We start from the raw sequence: 16,411 nt of genomic DNA, 5'->3' as shown, positions 1-16,411 counted from the left end.
AACGGGACGTCTGATATCTCTCAATTGTCAGCAGTGCGCTTAGAGAGCTGTCGGTTTGGCGCAACTGGTTGCATGCAAACGCATTTGCATGCGGCGGAAAAAGCGCGTGCTGCGCTGCGGCATAAAGAGCTTGCCAATGTTCACACGTTGGCGTTATAGTCAATTCGACCTTACTCGGATCTGCTCATGCGCAACGCCGCTTTTTTTACCCGCTATTTTTGGTTTAGCCATTCCGGCCTTCAGGCGGTGGAGTAGCGGCAGGTTCACGCAATCACGAACAGACCGAACGACCAGAAACCGCCAGAGATGGCGGTTTTTTCATTTGCAGCCCAGATAAACGAAACGGAGTACCGCATGCCCCGCACCGACGATCTACGCATCCGCGAAATGAAGGAACTGACGCCGCCTTCGCACCTGATCCGCGAGTTTCCGGTCACCCCGGCGGCGGAGGAAACCGCCAGCGCGGCGCGGGTGGCGCTGCACCGCATCCTGCACGGCCAGGACGACCGCCTGATGGTGGTGATCGGCCCATGCTCGATCCACGACCCGAAGGCCGCGCTCGAGTACGCGCGCCGCCTGGCCGAGCAGCGCCGCCGCCTCAAGGGCGACCTCGAGATCGTGATGCGGGTGTACTTCGAAAAGCCGCGCACGACGGTGGGCTGGAAGGGGATGATCAACGACCCCTACATGGACAACAGTTTCCGCATCAACGACGGCCTGCGCATGGCGCGCGAACTGCTGCGCGACGTGAACGAAATGGGCCTGCCGGCCGGTACCGAATTCCTCGACGTGATCAGCCCGCAGTACATCGCCGACCTGGTCAGCTGGGGCGCCATCGGGGCCCGGACCACCGAGTCGCAGGTGCACCGCGAACTGGCGTCGGGCCTGTCGTGCCCGGTTGGCTTCAAGAACGGCACCGACGGCAACATCAAGATTGCGGTGGAGGCGATCAAGGCGTCCTCGCAGCCCCACCATTTCCTGTCGGTGACCAAGGGCGGGCACTCGGCAATCGTCTCGACCTCCGGCAACGAGGATTGCCACATCATCCTGCGCGGCGGCAAGACGCCGAACTACGACGCCGCCAGCGTCGACGAGGCCTGCCGCCAGATCGCCGCGCTGGGCCTGGCCTCGCGCCTGATGATCGACGCCTCGCACGCGAACAGCTCGAAAAAGCCCGAGAACCAGGTGCCGGTGTGCGCCGACATCGCGCGCCAGATCGCCGGCGGCGACGAGCGCATCGTCGGCGTGATGGTCGAATCGCACCTGCTGGGCGGGCGCCAGGACCTGGTGCCCGGCGCCGAGCTGGCCTACGGCCAGTCGGTCACCGACGGCTGCATCGACTGGGAAACCAGCGTCGGCGTGCTCGAAGGGCTGGCGCAGGCGGTGCGCCAGCGCAGGTTGCGCCAGGAATAAGAGCGCTTTCGGAATAAAAAACGGCAGACCGCGAGGTCTGCCGTTTTGCTTTGCCGCCCTCTGGAATCAGAAAGTGGCGGTCAGGTTCATGAACACGCGGCGGCCGAACGCATCGTAGACCTGCGGGTAGGTGTTGCCGTTGCCGAAGACCGCGGCCACCACGCCGGTGATCGGCGGATCCTTGTCCAGCACGTTGTTGATGCCGGCGCGCAGGGCGAACATCTTGTTGATCTGCCAGTTGCCTGCCAGGTCAAGGTAGTTACGCGAAGCCAGGGTCTCGTCGGCCGGTTCGAACTCGGTTGCCAGCAGCGGGTTGCTGCTCGTTGCATCGAGCTTGACCGAGTCGATGTGACGCCAGGTCACGGCCAGTTCGACGCCGCGCCATGGGGTGCTCCAGGTTGCGCGCAGCTTGTGGCGCCATTCCGGCATCGGGGTGCCGCAGCTGGTGCCGTGCAGGCCGGCGCAGTCGTACTGGCCCGAGCCCGGGAAGTCTTCCTGCTTGAACTCCTTCAGCCAGGTGCCGCTGAAGTTGAAGTCCAGGCCGCCCCAGGCGCCGAACTTGGCGCCGTAGTTGGCGCTCAGGTCGACGCCCTTGGTCGACATCACGCCCAGGTTCTGGTTGGTGGCGATCACGTTCGCGGTTGGCAGGGCCCACAGGGTGCCCAGGCGGTCACGGGTGATCAGCGAGCAGAAGGTCGGGTCGCCGGTTTCCAGGCACTGCGCCAGCGTGGTCGATGCCGGCAGGCCGCCGATCACGTCTTCGACTTTCATGTCGAAGGCGTCGATCGTGAAGCTCAGGTTGCGCATCGGAGTCAGTACCAGGCCCAGCGTGTAGGAGTCCGAGGTTTCCGGCTTCAGGTTCGCGTTGCCGCCGAAGATGGCGTTGTACTGCTGTGCCGGGCTGTCTTCGATGTTGCCGTATTGCGCTGCGGTGACGCCGGTCAGGGCGCACTGGGCAAGCGTCGCTTCCGGCGCCGTGCCGGCGCATGGGTCGCTCGACATGCCGAACAGGCCCAGGCCTTGTGGCGTGAACAGCTCGACGACGTTGGCGGCGCGCACCGCGCGCTGGTAGGAGAAGCGCAGCTTGGCCATCTCGATCGGCGCCCATTCGATGCCGAGGCCGTAGGAGTCGGTCTTCTGGCCGGTCGAGTAGTCGGAGCGGCGGGCGCTGGCATTCACGCTGAGCAGATCGGCGAACGGCTGCTTTTCCAGCACGGGGATGCGTGCTTCGGCGTAGAAGTCGCGCACGCTGAACTGGCCGGAGACGCCTTGGGTCGGGCCGCCCTGGCCGGCGAGGTCGCCGGTCTGGTAGGCCGCATCGGTTGCCAGTTCCAGCTTCTCGGTGCGGTGCTCGGCGCCGAAGGCGAGGCCGATGCCTTGCGTCGAGGTTGGCAGCTTCATGCCGTACTCGCCCAGGTCGGTCGACAGGGTGATGCCCTGCACGCTTTGCGAGGTGCTGCCTTTCTGGAAGCCCGGGGTCTGCAGGTAGGCCAGCGCTTCAGGCGTGACCTTGCCCAGCGCCCAGATGTTGTAGGGGACGCAGTTCGGATCGGTGCCGTCGATCACGCTGGCACAGGTCGGCACGCCGCCAGGACCCGGGACGACGTTGACGGCGCGCGCGCTGCGGGCGATCGAGAAGTCGTTCAGGTAGGTTTCCGAGTACAGGACCTTGCCCATTTGCGCGAACACGTCGTAGTTCCAGTTGCCGATCTCGCCCTTGACGCCGATCACGCCGCGGTAGGAGGTATGGCGCTGGTCATCCTGGCGGCCGCCGCCTTCGACGTTGCGGCGGAAGATGAGGGCGTCGGCGGTGTCGCCGGGGCCGGTCAGGCCGAGCGCATTGCGCCATGCCGTCGACAGGAAGGGGTTTTCCCAGCGGATCGCATTCGGACCCGAGGCATCAAGGCCGAACAGGCCCGATGGCGCAATCTGGGCCACGGTACGGTCATCGTGGAAACTGCCCTCGGCGTACAGGCGCGCCTTGTCGTTGATGTCGTAACGGACGAAGGAGCTGAAGGTGTAGCGCTCGGACGGACGCTGGTAGTAGTTCAGGGGACCGAAGTTGTACTGGTCGGTGGCGGCGACATACGGACGTACGCCGCCGTTGGCGTCGGCCACGGTAACCTGGCCGGAATCGGTGAAGAAACGACCCGGGAAACTCGTGCCGGAGCCGCCGCAGTTGAAGGTGTTGCCCGAGCTGAAGCCGTCGAGCGAGCAGGCCGAGTAGTCGCGCTCGGACTGCAGCAGCGGCTTTTCTTTCTTGTAGCCGAAGAAGACCACGGCATTGCCCTTGCCGTCGGCAAAGTTACCGCCCATCAGCAGGCTGGCGTCGCTGATCTTGCCGTCCGCGCCTTTGTCGTCCGGCGTCGGGAAATTACGGCGCTTGGCCGCCTGTGCGGCAGGACCGTCGTTCTGCTGGTGGTTGTAGAAGCTGTGATTGGCTTCGATCTGGACGCCCTGGAAGGAGTCGTTCATGATGAAGTTGACCACGCCGGCGACCGCGTCCGAGCCGTAGATGGCGCCGGCGCCGCCGGTGAGCACTTCGACGCGGCGGATCAGCGGGGCGGGAATCTGGTTCAGGTCGGCCGCGGTGTTGCGCGGGCTACCGGACGGCAGGCGGCGGCCGTTAACCAGCACCAGGGTGCGGTCGGCGCCGAAGTTGCGCAGGTTGACCGTCGCGGTGCCGGTCGAACCGTTGGAAATCGTGCCGCCCTGGTCGGCGAAGACCTGGGGCAGGTTGTTCAGCAGGTTCTCGACGGAACGAACGCCGTCCATGCGGATTTCCTTGGCCGTCACGACCGAAATCGGGCTGGTGCTTTCCAGGTTGGCGCTCGGGATGCGCGAACCCGTCACCTCGACGCGCTGCATGCCTTCGGGCGCTGCTGCCGCCGTCGCTGCTGTGGCGTCCGGGGTTTCCTGGGCATAGGCCGACCCCATTGCGACGGCCATGCCGCCCGCACAAATCAAACGAACCGAACGAGATAAAACTGTTTCAACCATCATCGTGATTTCCCAGTGAATCTGCGCGTCTTCTGGGTACGCGCAGCGGTTTCGAAAATATTGCCGCTTCAGCCGACAAAAGCGACATCAATTGACACCCGTCAATACAAACATTTGTAGATACAAGTTGTCAATTAAGAAGACATTGCGCTGGCGAAAATACAACTGTTGTGCTGAAGCTAATAAAAAGTTCACAAAAAGTTATGCGTGTGATATAGCCTGGAATGGCCAATGCCCCGTCGCGGCGGCAATTAGCATGGGTCGGCGCCATGGATTTGCGTTATCGTTACGCCTTTTCGATACCGCCGAGCGCAAGGGCAGGGACCTTGCCGGGGCACTGGATGCGTGATGCTGGCTTACATTTTTCGGCGGCTGTGGCAGATGCTGCCGACTATGGCGGGTGTGATCGTGCTCGTCTTCCTGCTCTTCAACTGGGTGGGCGGCGATCCAGCCTATCTGCTGGCGGGCAAGATGGCGGACGAGGCGGCGATCGCGAATATCCGCGCCCAGCTCGGCATCGACCAGCCGTTCTACGTGCAGCTGGGTATTTTCCTGAAGCAGATCGTGACGGCCGATTTCGGTAACGCCTGGAGCACGGGCGAGCCGGTTGCGCACATCATCGCCAGCCGGCTCGGGCCCTCGCTGACCGTGCTGGTGCCGCTCACCTTGCTGGAAACCGTCTTCGGCATCGCGCTGGCGCTCGCCATTGCCTTCGTGCGCGGTTCGCTCACCGACCGCGCCGTGATGGTGGCCTGCACGGTCGGCATGTCGATTTCGATCCTGGTCTACATCATCGTCTTCCAGTACTTCTTTGCCTACAAGCTGGGGCTGTTCCCGGTCCAGGGATGGGGTAACAGTCTCGGCGAAAACCTGCTGCGCTATGCGCTGCTGCCGATCATCATCGGCCTCGCAGTCTCGATCGCGCCGACCTTACGCTTGTATCGTAGTTTTGTGCTCGACGAGGTCGGCCAGGATTACGTGCGCACCGCGCGTGCCAAGGGCCTGAAGGAGCGCCGCATCGTCTGGGTGCACGTGCTGAGGAACGCCGCCATTCCGATCATTACCCACGTGATGGCCAACCTGCCGGCGCTCCTGATCGGCGCCTTCCTGCTCGAGCGCTTCTTCGGCATTCCCGGCATCGGGCGCGAAGTGATCCTCGCCGTCGAGCGCAGCGATTTCCCCGTGATCAAGGCCATTACCGTCTACGTGGCCGCGGCCACGATGGTGTTCAACCTGCTGGCCGACCTGCTGTACCGTGCGGTCGACCCGCGCGTGCAACTCAAGTGAGGCCGGCCCCATGCGCGATATGAACGAGATGGTGTCCCCCGGCCTGTGGGCGCTCGCCTGGCGCCGCCTGCGTGCCGACCGGGTCGCGATGGCCGCCCTGGCCGTCGTCGGCCTGTTCCTGCTGATGCTGCTCGCGTCCAGCACGGGCCTGCTGGCGGCCGACTGGGAAGAAGAGGTGGCGGTCAACTATGCGCCGCCGTCCTTCATGGGGGCCGACCCGGCCGTGGCCGCGCTGGCGCGCCCGCAGCGCCCAAGCCCGCCGAACGCCTTCGATCCGCTCGCGGCCGAACTCGCGGCCTTGCAGGCCGAGGTGCGCGCCGCGCATCCCCCGCGCGAGAAGGCCCTGACCCTGCCGTTCGGCGCCGACAAGTGGGGCCACGACATCCTCAAGAAGACCATCAAGGGCGGCGAGACCTCGATCGTGGTCGGTCTGGTGGCGGCCTTCGTCGCCGTTGCCTTGGGCACCCTGTTCGGCGCCATTTCCGGCTTTTTCGGCGGCGTGGTGGACGACCTGTTCAACTGGTTCTACAGCATTTTTACGTCCATTCCCTCGATCCTGATGATCCTGACCGTGGCCGCCGTCCTGCAGCAAAAGGGCGTGACGACCATCGTGCTGATCCTGGGCCTGACGGGCTGGACCGGGCCCTACCGCCTGATCCGCGCCGAGTACATCAAGCACAAGGCGCGCGAATACGTGATGGCGGCCGACGCCATCGGCGCCTCGGGCTGGCGCAAGATGTTTTCGCACATCTTCCCGAACGTGTCGCACGTGGCCCTGGTGCAGCTGTCGATCCTGGTGGTCGGCTTCATCAAGGCCGAGGTCATCCTGTCCTTCCTCGGCTTCGGCGTGCCGGTCGGGACCGTGTCCTGGGGCAGCATGCTCAACGAGGCGCAGAACGAACTGATCCTCGGCAAGTGGTGGCAATTGACCGCCGCCGCAGGCGCGATGGCGCTGCTGGTGACGGCGTTTTCGCTGTTCACCGACGCGCTGCGCGATGCGCTCGATCCGAAATTAAAGTGAGGCCGCGATGAATCAGCAAAATGCGCCAGAGCCGACCATGCCGCAGGTGCCGCTTTTACAGGTCCGCAATCTGCGCATTGCCTTCCGTGTCGACAAGCAGAACACGGTCGAAGCGATCAAGGGCATTTCCTTCGACGTGCCCCACAACGCCACCGTGGCGCTGGTCGGAGAATCGGGCAGCGGCAAGTCGGTCAGCTCGCTGGCGGTGATGGGCCTGCTGCCGCCGGATACGACGCGCGTGGATCCGGATTCGAGCGTGCGCTTCGAGGGGCGCGAGCTGCTGCAGCTGCCGGTCGCCGCACGCCGCGCGCTGTGCGGCAAGGACATCGCCATGATCTTCCAGGAGCCGATGTCCTCGCTCAATCCGGTGTTCACGGTCGGCTTCCAGATCGGCGAGGTGCTGCGCCTGCACATGGGCATGAACAAGCGGGAAGCGCGCGCCCGCACTCTCGCCTTATTGGAGGAGGTCGGCATTCCCGACCCCGCCGCCAAAATCGACGCTTATCCGAGCCAGATGTCGGGTGGGCAGCAGCAGCGCGTCATGATCGCCATGGCCATTGCCTGCGAACCGAAGCTGCTCATCGCCGACGAGCCGACCACGGCGCTCGACGTGACGATCCAGAAACAGATCATGGAGCTGATCGCCGCGCTGCAAAAGAAGCACCGCATGTCGGTGCTGTTCATTACCCACGACCTGGGGCTGGTGGCCGAGATCGCCGACCGTGTGATCGTGATGCGCCATGGCGAAGTGCGCGAGGAGGGCAGCGCCGCCCAGGTGTTCGGCGCCCCGCGCGACCGCTACACCCAGGCGCTGCTGCACTGCCGGCCGAAGCTGGACGAGCGTCCGCTGCGGCTGCCGGTGATCGACGATTTCTTGAACGGGCAGGGAGAGAAACAGATCGTCGTGCCGCAGCGCACGCGCGGCTATGCGCCCAGCGACGAGGACGTGCTGGTCGTGAATAACCTGCAAAAAAGCTTCTGGCTGCGCGAGGGGTTGTTCGGCAAGCGCGAGTTTCGCGCCGTGAAGGATGTGTCGTTCACGCTCCCGCGCGGCAAGACGCTGGGCGTGGTCGGGGAATCGGGCTCGGGCAAGACCACGGTCGGCCTGACCCTGCTGCGCCTGCACCGCGCCACCGGCGGCAGCATGCTGTTCGAGGGGCGCGACCTGCTGGCCATGCCGGAGCGCGAATACGCGGCCTATAAGCGGCGCATCCAGATCATCTTCCAGAACCCCTACGCCTCGCTCAATCCGCGCTTCACGGTCGGCCAGATCCTGCTCGAACCGATGCGCATCCACCGCATCGGCGCCGACGATAGGGAACGCATCAGGACGGTGCACGCGCTGCTGGAGCGGGTAGGGCTGCCTGCCTCCGCCTTCGGCCGCTATCCGCACGAGTTTTCCGGCGGCCAGCGCCAGCGCATCGCGATCGCGCGCTGCCTGACGATGAAGCCGGAGATCCTCGTCTGCGACGAATCGGTCTCGGCCCTCGACGTGTCGGTGCAGGCCCAGGTGCTCAACCTGCTGCAGGACCTGCAGGACGAATACAAGCTGAGCTATATCTTCATTTCCCACGACCTGTCGGTGGTGCGCTACATCGCCGACCGGGTGATGGTGATGCATCACGGCAGCGTGGTCGAAATGGCGGATTCGGACGAGTTGTATCGCAATCCGCAGCATCCGTACACGCAGAGCCTGCTGGCGGCGATTCCGCGCGGGGCGTAGGTGCGTTAGCGCGTGCGCCGCGGCACCCTGTCGCAAAACCGCCACCAGCCAGCCGGAAATGGCAATTTCGGCTACCATGACCGGATGTCCCAACTCGCCCTCCTGATCCAGAACCACGGTGCCCTGCTTGTCTTCGGCATGGTGCTGCTGGAGCAGTTCGGCCTGCCGATCCCGGCCTTCCCGGTGCTGGTGCTGGCCGGGGCGATGGCGATGGAGGGCGGCGCCAGTTGGCAGCTGTGCCTGCTTGCGGTGCTGCTGGCTTGCCTGGTGTGCGACGTCTTCTGGTTCCGCGCCGGCCGCTACTACGGCAAGCGCGTGCTGCGCCTGCTGTGCCGGATTTCCCTGTCGCCCGATTCCTGCGTCAACCAGACCGAAGACCGTTTCCGCCGCTACGGCGCGAAGTCGCTGCTGGTGTCGAAATTCATCCCCGGTTTCAATACCATCGCCGCGCCGATGTCCGGTGCGCTGGGTACGCCGCCGCGCGCCTTCCTCGGCTTTGCCGCCACCGGTGCGCTGCTGTGGGGCGGGACCGGCATCGCCGTCGGGGCGATCTTCCACGACAGCGTCGACCGCGTTCTGACGACCCTCGAATCGCTGGGCAGCACGGCCCTGGTCGCACTGGGCACCCTGCTGGCGCTGTTCGTCCTCTATAAGTATGTCGAGCGGCGCCGCCACCGCGCCGCCCTGGCGGTGCCGCGCATCGATGTTGCCGCCTTGCGCGCGCTGATCGACGGCGGCCACGACCCGCTCGTCATCGACGCCCGCAGCGTGACTGCGCAGGCGCTCGAGGCCGCCATTCCGGGCGCGCTGCTCTACAGCGATTGCGAACCGGGTCAGTTGATGGCCGGCCTGGACAAGAATCGCCATATCGTCATCTATTGTTCGTGCCCGAACGATGTGACGGCGGCCGAGGTGGCGAAGGCCTTCCTGGCCAACGGCTTCCACCGGGCGCGGCCGCTGCAGGGCGGGCTCGATGCGTGGAATGCGCAGCACGGGGGCGAGGCGCCACAGCCGGTAGCTTGCTGAGCGGCGCGGCTTTTAGTTCTTTCCTCGTTGGCACTGTGCGAGTGCTTTACTACCTCCTTTTCCGAAGTACGTAGCCCTGATCTTCGTAGGGTGGCCACTCGTGTCCACGCGGTGACACGCATCGATACCCCGACGCTTGCAACAAACTCACGTCGTGGCAAACGTAGTCGTACTACTCGATCTGAATAGAGTAATGTCGTATTTACTCCGAAGCCTTGTACCTAAACTACAAAATCCTCTTGTAAGTCCGTAAAGAAATCCAGTAAGCTTGGACATCCGCTTCCACGTGTCCTGCAATGACTGCTTCTTTGCCCGCAACCATCGTTTCCTCCGCCGGTCCCTTCGACGCCCCGCGCCTGCTTGCCGATATCGGCGGCACCAACGCGCGCTTCGCGCTGGAACTGGCGCCGGGACGGTTCGAGCAAGTGCAGGTGCTGGGCTGTGGCGACCATCCAACGCTGGCCGACGCCGTTCGCGTCTACCTGGCCTCTCCGGAAGTCGCTGCTGCAGGGCAGGTACGGCATGCGGCCGTGGCGATCGCCAATCCGGTCGATGGCGACCAGATCCGCATGACGAATCACCACTGGCAGTTCTCGATCGAGGCGCTGCGCCTGGAGCTGGGTTTCGAGACGCTGTTGGTGGTCAACGATTTCTACGCGCTGGCGCGCTCGCTGCCGCACCTGCGGGACGGCGACAAGGTCAAAATAGGTGGCGGGGAGCCGCGTAGTGGGGCCCCTCTGGGCCTGCTCGGCGCCGGCACCGGTCTCGGCGTGTCGGGCCTGATCCCGGCAGGGGCGAGCTGGACGGCACTGTCCAGCGAAGGCGGCCACGTGAGCTTTTCGCCGGCCAACGAGACCGAAGTCGCGATCCTGCAATATGCCTGGCGCGAGTTCGAGCACGTGTCGGCCGAACGTTTCCTGTCCGGCGCCGGCGTCGAACTGATCCATCGCGCGCTGTCGGACGTGCTGGGGCAGCCTGCCGCCAACCTGTCGGCGCCCGAGATTTCGCGCCGCGCGCTGGCCGGCGAATGCCCGCTGTCGAACCAGGTGCTCGACGTGTTCTGCGGCATGCTCGGCACCGTCGCCGGCAACCTGGCCGTCACCCTCGGCGCCCAGGGCGGCGTGTACATCGGCGGCGGCATCGTCCCGCGCCTGGGCGAGCGCTTCGCCGCGTCGCCGTTCCGCCGCCGCTTCGAACAGAAGGGCCGGTTCCAGTCCTACCTGGCGGCGGTGCCGACCTATGTGATCACGGCCGAGTACCCGGCTTTCCTTGGTGTATCGGCCATTTTGTCGGAAAAACTCTCGGCCTGATCCCGAAACCGCCGCGCACCCACTTGCGCAAATGGCGCTTCTTGTGTTTTATCGGGTACAATGGCCCGCAGTTGGAAGAAACGATGTCGATTGCCGCCATGGTGCGCCTCCGAGCCACGCCTCGATGCCGCATGCCGAACCCAGCGTTTCTTTTGAAATTTCTCTTGAAATTCACTAATCGGCAGCCCGCCTGATACGCAGGCTGCCCAGTGGCCGGGTCCTGTCCCGCCATCGTATTCCGCCCGTCGTGTCCAAGCGCGGGCCACGGATTCCTGTTTCAACGAGCCGTACCCACGAGCCGCAGCCGAGTCGCATCCGTCCACGACGGCCGCCGGTATGCCTCGAACCGAAGCGCCGGCGGCATGCCGCACGGCGGAGCGTTGAACCGTTTTTGTTTGAACTTTCTGAGCGCGAGCCTGACGACATCGAGAATGAAGACTGATGAGGCCAAGCGGATCCTCGAGACCGCCTTGCTGTGCGCGCGCGAGCCGATGTCGCTGCACGGCATGAAAAAGCTGTTCGCCGACGTCGACGCGGGCGGGCGCCAGGTCGGTCCCGGGGTCGGCTCCGATACGATCAAGCTGCTGCTCGAAGAATTGCGTCACGACTGGAAAGACCGCGGCATCGAAATCGTCAGCCTGGCGTCGGGCTGGCGCTTCCAGAGCCGGCCGGAGATGAAGCCCTACCTCGACCGCATCACGCCCGAAAAGCCGCCGAAATATTCGCGCGCCACGCTGGAGACGCTGGCCATCATTGCTTACCGGCAGCCGGTGACCCGTGGCGACATCGAGGAAATCCGCGGCGTCGCGGTGAACTCGCAGACCATCAAGATGCTCGAGGACCGCGGCTGGATCGATGTCGTCGGGCACCGCGAAGTGGTCGGCCGGCCGGCCCTGCTGGGCACGACCAGGCAGTTCCTCGACGACCTCGGCCTGGCTTCCCTGGGCCAGTTGCCGCCGCTGGAAAGCATTGCCGACGCCCAGGACGGGCGCAGCCTCGAAGCGCTGGAAGCAGCGCTGCAACAGAATTTTGAGAAAGCGGACGCCAGCGCGCCCGCCGACGACGAACAAGTTACTTCACCCGTTGAAGTTCCGATTCATGACCCGCAACCGGCCTCTGGCTCGGTCCCCGGTCAGCACAACAACGAAACGAATGATGAATCCAACTGACACCACCGAGACCACGCCCGCCGAGCCGGGCAAGGACGACGCGGCCAAGCCGAAGCGCCGCACCAGGGCCGCTGCTGCCGCAACGCCTGCCGCTGCCGCTGCCGACGCCGCCGCGGGCGATGCCAAGGCCGAAGCCAAGCCGAAGCGCCGTACCAAAGCCGCAGTCGCCGCCGAAGCCGGCGCCGCCGCATCGGCCGAGCCTGCCGTAGCCGCGCCGTCGGCCGACGCGCCGGCCGCCGCGCCGCGCAAGCCGCGTGCGACGAAGGCCAAGCCGGCCGCTGCGCCGGTCGAGGCCGCAGCCGAGCCGGCAGCCGCCGCTCCGGCCGCCGTCGAGCCTGCTCCGGCCGCCCAGTCCCAGGCCGCTCAGTCCCAAGCCGATACTCCGCGCCAGGAGCAGGGCAACCGCAAGCCGCGCGGCCCGCGCCAGATGCGCGAGCAGCGCGTTGTGCGCGAAGCGCGCCAGCCAGCGCCGGCCCCTGCGGCCGCTCCCGTGACCGCCGAAGCGGGCGAGGATGCTCCCGTCCAGGCGCAGGGCGAGGCGCGCCGCGAAGGCCGCCACGCCAAGGGCAAGGGCCGCAACCAGAAGGGCGCCCAGCCGAACGCGCAGGCCAACGGCCAGCAGGGCAACCGCGGCCAGCAGCCTCAGCAGGGCAAGGGCGGCAAGCAGAACGGCCGCCAGCAGCCGGGCAAAGGCGCGGGCAAGCCGGGCGCCGGCAAGCCGAGCGACGCCGACGCCGTGTTCTCCTTCGTCACCTCGGATGCGTTCGACGCCAACGAAGGCGGCCGCGGCCAGCAGGCCAAGCCGGTGCGCCGCGACCTGACCGCCGACGACGACGCGCCGAAGCTGCACAAGGTGCTGGCCGAAGCCGGCCTCGGTTCGCGCCGCGACATGGAAGACCTGATCGTCGCCGGCCGCGTGTCGGTCAATGGCGAGCCGGCCCACATCGGCCAGCGCATCCTGCCGACCGACGCCGTGCGCATCAACGGCAAGCTGATCCAGCGCAAGGTCAACAACAGCAAGCCGCCGCGCGTGCTCGTGTACCACAAGCCGGCCGGCGAGATCGTCAGCCACGACGACCCGGAAGGCCGCCCGTCGGTGTTCGACCGCCTGCCGACCATGAAGACGGGCAAGTGGCTGGCCGTGGGCCGCCTCGACTTCAACACCGAAGGCCTGCTGCTGTTCACCACCTCGGGTGACCTGGCGAACCGCCTGATGCACCCTCGCTACAACATCGACCGCGAATACGCCGTGCGCACGCTCGGCGAGCTGGAAGAGGGCATGCGCCAGAAGCTGCTGGCCGGCGTCGAGCTCGACGACGGCATGGCGAACTTCACCAAGGTCGTCGACGGCGGCGGCGAGGGCATCAACAAGTGGTACCGCGTGGTCATCGGCGAAGGCCGTAACCGCGAAGTGCGCCGCATGTTCGAGGCGGTCGGTCTCACCGTCTCGCGCCTGATCCGTACCCGCTACGGCGCCATGACGCTGCCTTCGGGCCTGAAGCGCGGCCGCTGGGAAGAGCTGGAAGAAAACGACGTGCGCAACTTCATGGCCGCCTTCGGCATCGAGAAGAAGGGCGGCGCCCAAGGGGGCGGCAAGGGCCAGAGCAAGGGCCAGCAGCCTGATCCGCGCCGTTCCGACGGCAACCGCATCGACCGCGCCGACGCCAACCGCAATGTCGATCCGTTCGGCCCACCGGTGGCGCGCGTGGGCGTGCCGCCGCGCGGCGGTGCCGCACCGGTCGGCCGTGGTGCCGGTGCCGGCGGCGGCAAGGGCCGTGGCGGCAACGCCGGCGGCTTCGGCGGTGGCGGTGGCGGTTCGGGCCGTCCCGGCAGCGGCGGCAGCAGCCGTCCGCGCCAGCCGGATCCGCTGCAGACCACCTTCGGCTTCGCCGGCACGGGCGGCGGCGGTCGCCGCGGCGGCCAGGGCCCGCGCGGGTCCGAGCATGGCTTGCCGCGCCGCGGACGCCGGGGTTGATACGTAGGGTGCGCACTTGTGCGCACGCGGTTTCATCGCTTGAAATGCGCCACCCATGTCGTCATCTAGGGTGCCCGATAAGCTCCGGCATCGGCGTGCATGTGATGTGACCGCGTGGGCATGAATGCCCACCCTACACACGGTCGCTCCGGTCGTTGCGATCCTGCTACCTGCCATGTCCGCTTTGATAACGTGCGCGGCTGTTGTTTGCTTGCTCATAAAATGGTATGTCGATTGCAGCGTGCCCTCGAATACGTTATAATTTGCAGCCTAATCGAAGTCCTTCCCGAGTATTAAATTGGTGCAAGTGCTTTCATCTGGTTGGGTTGTAAATACAAAAGATGGGCAGATGCCCATTTTTTTTTTGGTAAACGGTTTTAACGCCCTGGAGAAGTGTCGTGCAGCAGTTTGATTTGATCGCCAAGACAGTCGGTGGCCTGGGCTACGAGCTCGTTGATGTCGAACGGGGCGAGCGTGGGGTTCTGCGCGTGTTTATCGATTTTCCCGCTGCCGTCGCGGAAGAGAAGGGCCTGATCACGGTCGAGGATTGCGCAACGGTGAGCCACCAGTTGTCGCACGTGCTGACCGTGGAGAACGTCGATTACGAACGTCTCGAAATTTCGTCGCCCGGGCTCGATCGCCCGGTGCGCACCCTGGCCGATTTCGAACGCTTCGCCGGCCACGAGTGCACGGTGAAGCTGCGCGTCGCCATGCCGGGTACCGCGAACCGGAAAACCTACACGGGGATCCTGGTCGCGCCGGAAGGCGACAAGATCGGTCTGGAATTTGAAGGTAAAGATGGGCCGGCGTTGTTGGAATTTACGCTGGCCGAATTGGACAAGGCACGTTTGGTGCCGCAGGTGGATTTTAGGAGTCGCAAAGCATGAGTCGCGAAATTTTGTTGTTGGTTGATGCGCTTGCGCGCGAAAAAAACGTCGATAAGGAAGTGGTGTTCGGGGCGCTCGAGTTCGCCCTGGCCCAGGCCACCAAAAAACGCTATGAAGGCGAAGTCGACATTCGCGTGAACATCGATCGCGACACTGGCGAATTCGAAACCTTCCGCCGCTGGCACGTGGTGCCCGATGAAGCGGGCATGCAGCTGCCTGACCAGGAAATCCTGCATTTCGAAGCAAAAGAACAGATCGCCGACATCGAAGTCGACGAATACATCGAAGAGCCGGTGGAATCGGTCGATTTCGGCCGCCGCTTCGCCCAGGACACCAAGCAGGTCGTGCTGCAGCGCGTGCGCGATGCCGAACGCGAGCAGATCCTGCAGGACTTCCTCGAGCGCGGCGATTCGCTGGTGACCGGCACCATCAAGCGCATGGAGCGCGGCGATGCCATCGTCGAGTCGGGCAAGATCGAAGCGCGCCTGCCGCGCGACCAGATGATCCCGAAAGAGAACCTGCGTATCGGTGACCGCGTCCGCGCCTTCATCCTGCGCGTGGACCGCAACATGCGCGGCCCGCAGGTGATCCTGTCGCGCACCGCGCCGGAATTCATCATGAAGCTGTTCGAGCTGGAAGTGCCGGAAATCGAGCAGGGCCTGCTGGAAATCAAATCGGCTGCCCGCGACGCCGGCGTGCGCGCCAAGATCGCCGTCTTCACGAGCGACAAGCGCATCGACCCGATCGGTACCTGCGTCGGCATGCGCGGTTCGCGCGTGCAGGCCGTGACCGGCGAACTCGGCGGCGAGCGCGTCGACATCGTGCTGTGGTCGGACGATCCTGCCCAGTTCGTCATCGGCGCCCTGGCCCCGGCCAATGTGTCGTCGATCATGGTTGACGAAGAAAAGCACGCGATGGACGTGGTCGTCGACGAAGAGAACCTGGCCATTGCGATCGGCCGCTCGGGCCAGAACGTGCGCCTGGCGTCGGAACTGACCGGCTGGAAGATCAACATCATGACGGCCGAGGAATCGGCCAACAAGGTGGCCCAGGAGACGGCGGCGATTCGCGTGCTGTTCATGGAAAAGCTCGACGTCGACCAGGAAGTGGCGGACATCCTCGTCGAGGAAGGTTTCTCGAGCCTTGAAGAAATCGCGTATGTACCAATTTCCGAAATGCTTGAAATTGAGTCGTTCGACGAAGAAACCGTCAACGAACTGCGTACCCGTGCTCGCGATGCCCTCGTCACCGAAGCGATCGCTTCGGAAGAAGGCCTGGAAGGCATGGAAGAGGAACTGGTCAACCTCGAAGGCATGGACCGTACCACTGCCGGCAAGCTGGGACTGGCCGGCATCAAGACGGTCGAAGCATTCGCTGGCCTCGCGTACGACGAATTCGGTGCCATCCTGGCCCTGTCGTCAGACCGTGCCCGTGAACTGATCAAGAGTGAATTTAATGATGTGACCGACGATGAGATGAAGCTGGTCGACAGTAAATATGATGACCGAGCCAAGGCACTGCAGGCGAAAGCCTGGAGCCTGGTAGAAACGGCCAAGGCATAATTTGCAAATCTTTATCATCTCCGCGACACATAGAAAAG

The 16,411-nt window shown here is 64.9% G+C and carries 11 protein-coding genes; 10 read left to right on the top strand and 1 reads right to left on the bottom strand.

The features are described from left to right. Positions 1-354 precede the first annotated feature (354 nt). Positions 355-1,413: a 3-deoxy-7-phosphoheptulonate synthase AroG gene (aroG, locus tag ACWCIA_RS07990; RefSeq protein WP_454162146.1), complete on the top strand. Its 1,059-nt coding sequence runs from the start codon at positions 355-357 to the stop codon at positions 1,411-1,413. A 66-nt stretch (positions 1,414-1,479) separates the two neighbouring features. Here aroG and ACWCIA_RS07985 read toward each other — a convergent pair whose 3' ends face one another. After that, positions 1,480-4,362, bottom strand: a complete 2,883-nt coding sequence (locus tag ACWCIA_RS07985) for a TonB-dependent receptor domain-containing protein (protein ID WP_454162144.1) — start codon at positions 4,360-4,362, stop codon at positions 1,480-1,482. A 399-nt stretch (positions 4,363-4,761) separates the two neighbouring features. Here ACWCIA_RS07985 and ACWCIA_RS07980 point away from each other — a divergent pair, with 399 nt between their 5' ends. From ACWCIA_RS07980 to nusA, 9 genes are all read left to right on the top strand, one after another. Beyond that, positions 4,762-5,700 (top strand): ABC transporter permease, encoded by a 939-nt coding sequence (locus ACWCIA_RS07980; protein ID WP_454162142.1) that lies wholly within the window; start codon positions 4,762-4,764, stop codon positions 5,698-5,700. Positions 5,701-5,710: 10 nt separating this feature from the next. Beyond that, entirely contained in the window at positions 5,711-6,721 is a 1,011-nt protein-coding gene (locus ACWCIA_RS07975; RefSeq protein ID WP_454162140.1) for an ABC transporter permease, read from the top strand. Positions 6,722-6,728: 7 nt separating this feature from the next. Next, positions 6,729-8,444, top strand: coding sequence for an ABC transporter ATP-binding protein (locus tag ACWCIA_RS07970; RefSeq protein ID WP_454162138.1), 1,716 nt, complete (start codon positions 6,729-6,731; stop codon positions 8,442-8,444). A gap of 84 nt (positions 8,445-8,528) precedes the next feature. Next, on the top strand, positions 8,529-9,470 hold the full coding sequence (locus ACWCIA_RS07965; RefSeq protein WP_454162137.1) for a VTT domain-containing protein: 942 nt from the start codon (positions 8,529-8,531) through the stop codon (positions 9,468-9,470). A gap of 296 nt (positions 9,471-9,766) precedes the next feature. Beyond that, a complete protein-coding gene (locus ACWCIA_RS07960) occupies positions 9,767-10,780 on the top strand; it encodes a glucokinase (RefSeq protein ID WP_454162136.1) in 1,014 nt (337 codons plus the stop codon). Positions 10,781-11,211: 431 nt separating this feature from the next. After that, the gene (scpB, locus tag ACWCIA_RS07955; RefSeq protein ID WP_454162135.1) at positions 11,212-11,949 is read left to right on the top strand and encodes an SMC-Scp complex subunit ScpB; all 738 of its coding nucleotides are present in this window, start codon (positions 11,212-11,214) and stop codon (positions 11,947-11,949) included. Further along, positions 11,936-13,924, top strand: a complete 1,989-nt coding sequence (rluB, locus tag ACWCIA_RS07950) for a 23S rRNA pseudouridine(2605) synthase RluB (RefSeq protein ID WP_454162472.1) — start codon at positions 11,936-11,938, stop codon at positions 13,922-13,924. The genes scpB and rluB overlap by 14 nt, the downstream gene beginning before the upstream one ends. A 398-nt stretch (positions 13,925-14,322) precedes the next feature. Next, positions 14,323-14,811, top strand: a complete 489-nt coding sequence (gene rimP, locus ACWCIA_RS07945) for a ribosome maturation factor RimP (RefSeq protein ID WP_454162133.1) — start codon at positions 14,323-14,325, stop codon at positions 14,809-14,811. Further along, positions 14,808-16,373, top strand: coding sequence for a transcription termination factor NusA (gene nusA, locus ACWCIA_RS07940; protein WP_454162132.1), 1,566 nt, complete (start codon positions 14,808-14,810; stop codon positions 16,371-16,373). The genes rimP and nusA overlap by 4 nt, the downstream gene beginning before the upstream one ends. Positions 16,374-16,411 lie beyond the last annotated feature (38 nt).

The organism is Massilia sp. SYSU DXS3249 (assembly GCF_053668055.1).
Note: the sequence above shows the minus strand (reverse complement) of the source record. Positions and strands in the feature narration are given on the sequence as shown.

What these genes read in the sequence shown, in the direction of transcription:
- aroG (WP_454162146.1), top strand. Translation starts at nt 355, where the DNA reads ATGCCCCGCACCGACGATCTACGCATCCGCGAAATGAAGGAACTGACG.
- ACWCIA_RS07985 (WP_454162144.1), bottom strand. Translation starts at nt 4,362, where the DNA reads ATGGCCGTCGCAATGGGGTCGGCCTATGCCCAGGAAACCCCGGACGCC.
- ACWCIA_RS07980 (WP_454162142.1), top strand. Translation starts at nt 4,762, where the DNA reads ATGCTGGCTTACATTTTTCGGCGGCTGTGGCAGATGCTGCCGACTATG.
- ACWCIA_RS07975 (WP_454162140.1), top strand. Translation starts at nt 5,711, where the DNA reads ATGCGCGATATGAACGAGATGGTGTCCCCCGGCCTGTGGGCGCTCGCC.
- ACWCIA_RS07970 (WP_454162138.1), top strand. Translation starts at nt 6,729, where the DNA reads ATGAATCAGCAAAATGCGCCAGAGCCGACCATGCCGCAGGTGCCGCTT.
- ACWCIA_RS07965 (WP_454162137.1), top strand. Translation starts at nt 8,529, where the DNA reads ATGTCCCAACTCGCCCTCCTGATCCAGAACCACGGTGCCCTGCTTGTC.
- ACWCIA_RS07960 (WP_454162136.1), top strand. Translation starts at nt 9,767, where the DNA reads ATGACTGCTTCTTTGCCCGCAACCATCGTTTCCTCCGCCGGTCCCTTC.
- scpB (WP_454162135.1), top strand. Translation starts at nt 11,212, where the DNA reads ATGAAGACTGATGAGGCCAAGCGGATCCTCGAGACCGCCTTGCTGTGC.
- rluB (WP_454162472.1), top strand. Translation starts at nt 11,936, where the DNA reads ATGAATCCAACTGACACCACCGAGACCACGCCCGCCGAGCCGGGCAAG.
- nusA (WP_454162132.1), top strand. Translation starts at nt 14,808, where the DNA reads ATGAGTCGCGAAATTTTGTTGTTGGTTGATGCGCTTGCGCGCGAAAAA.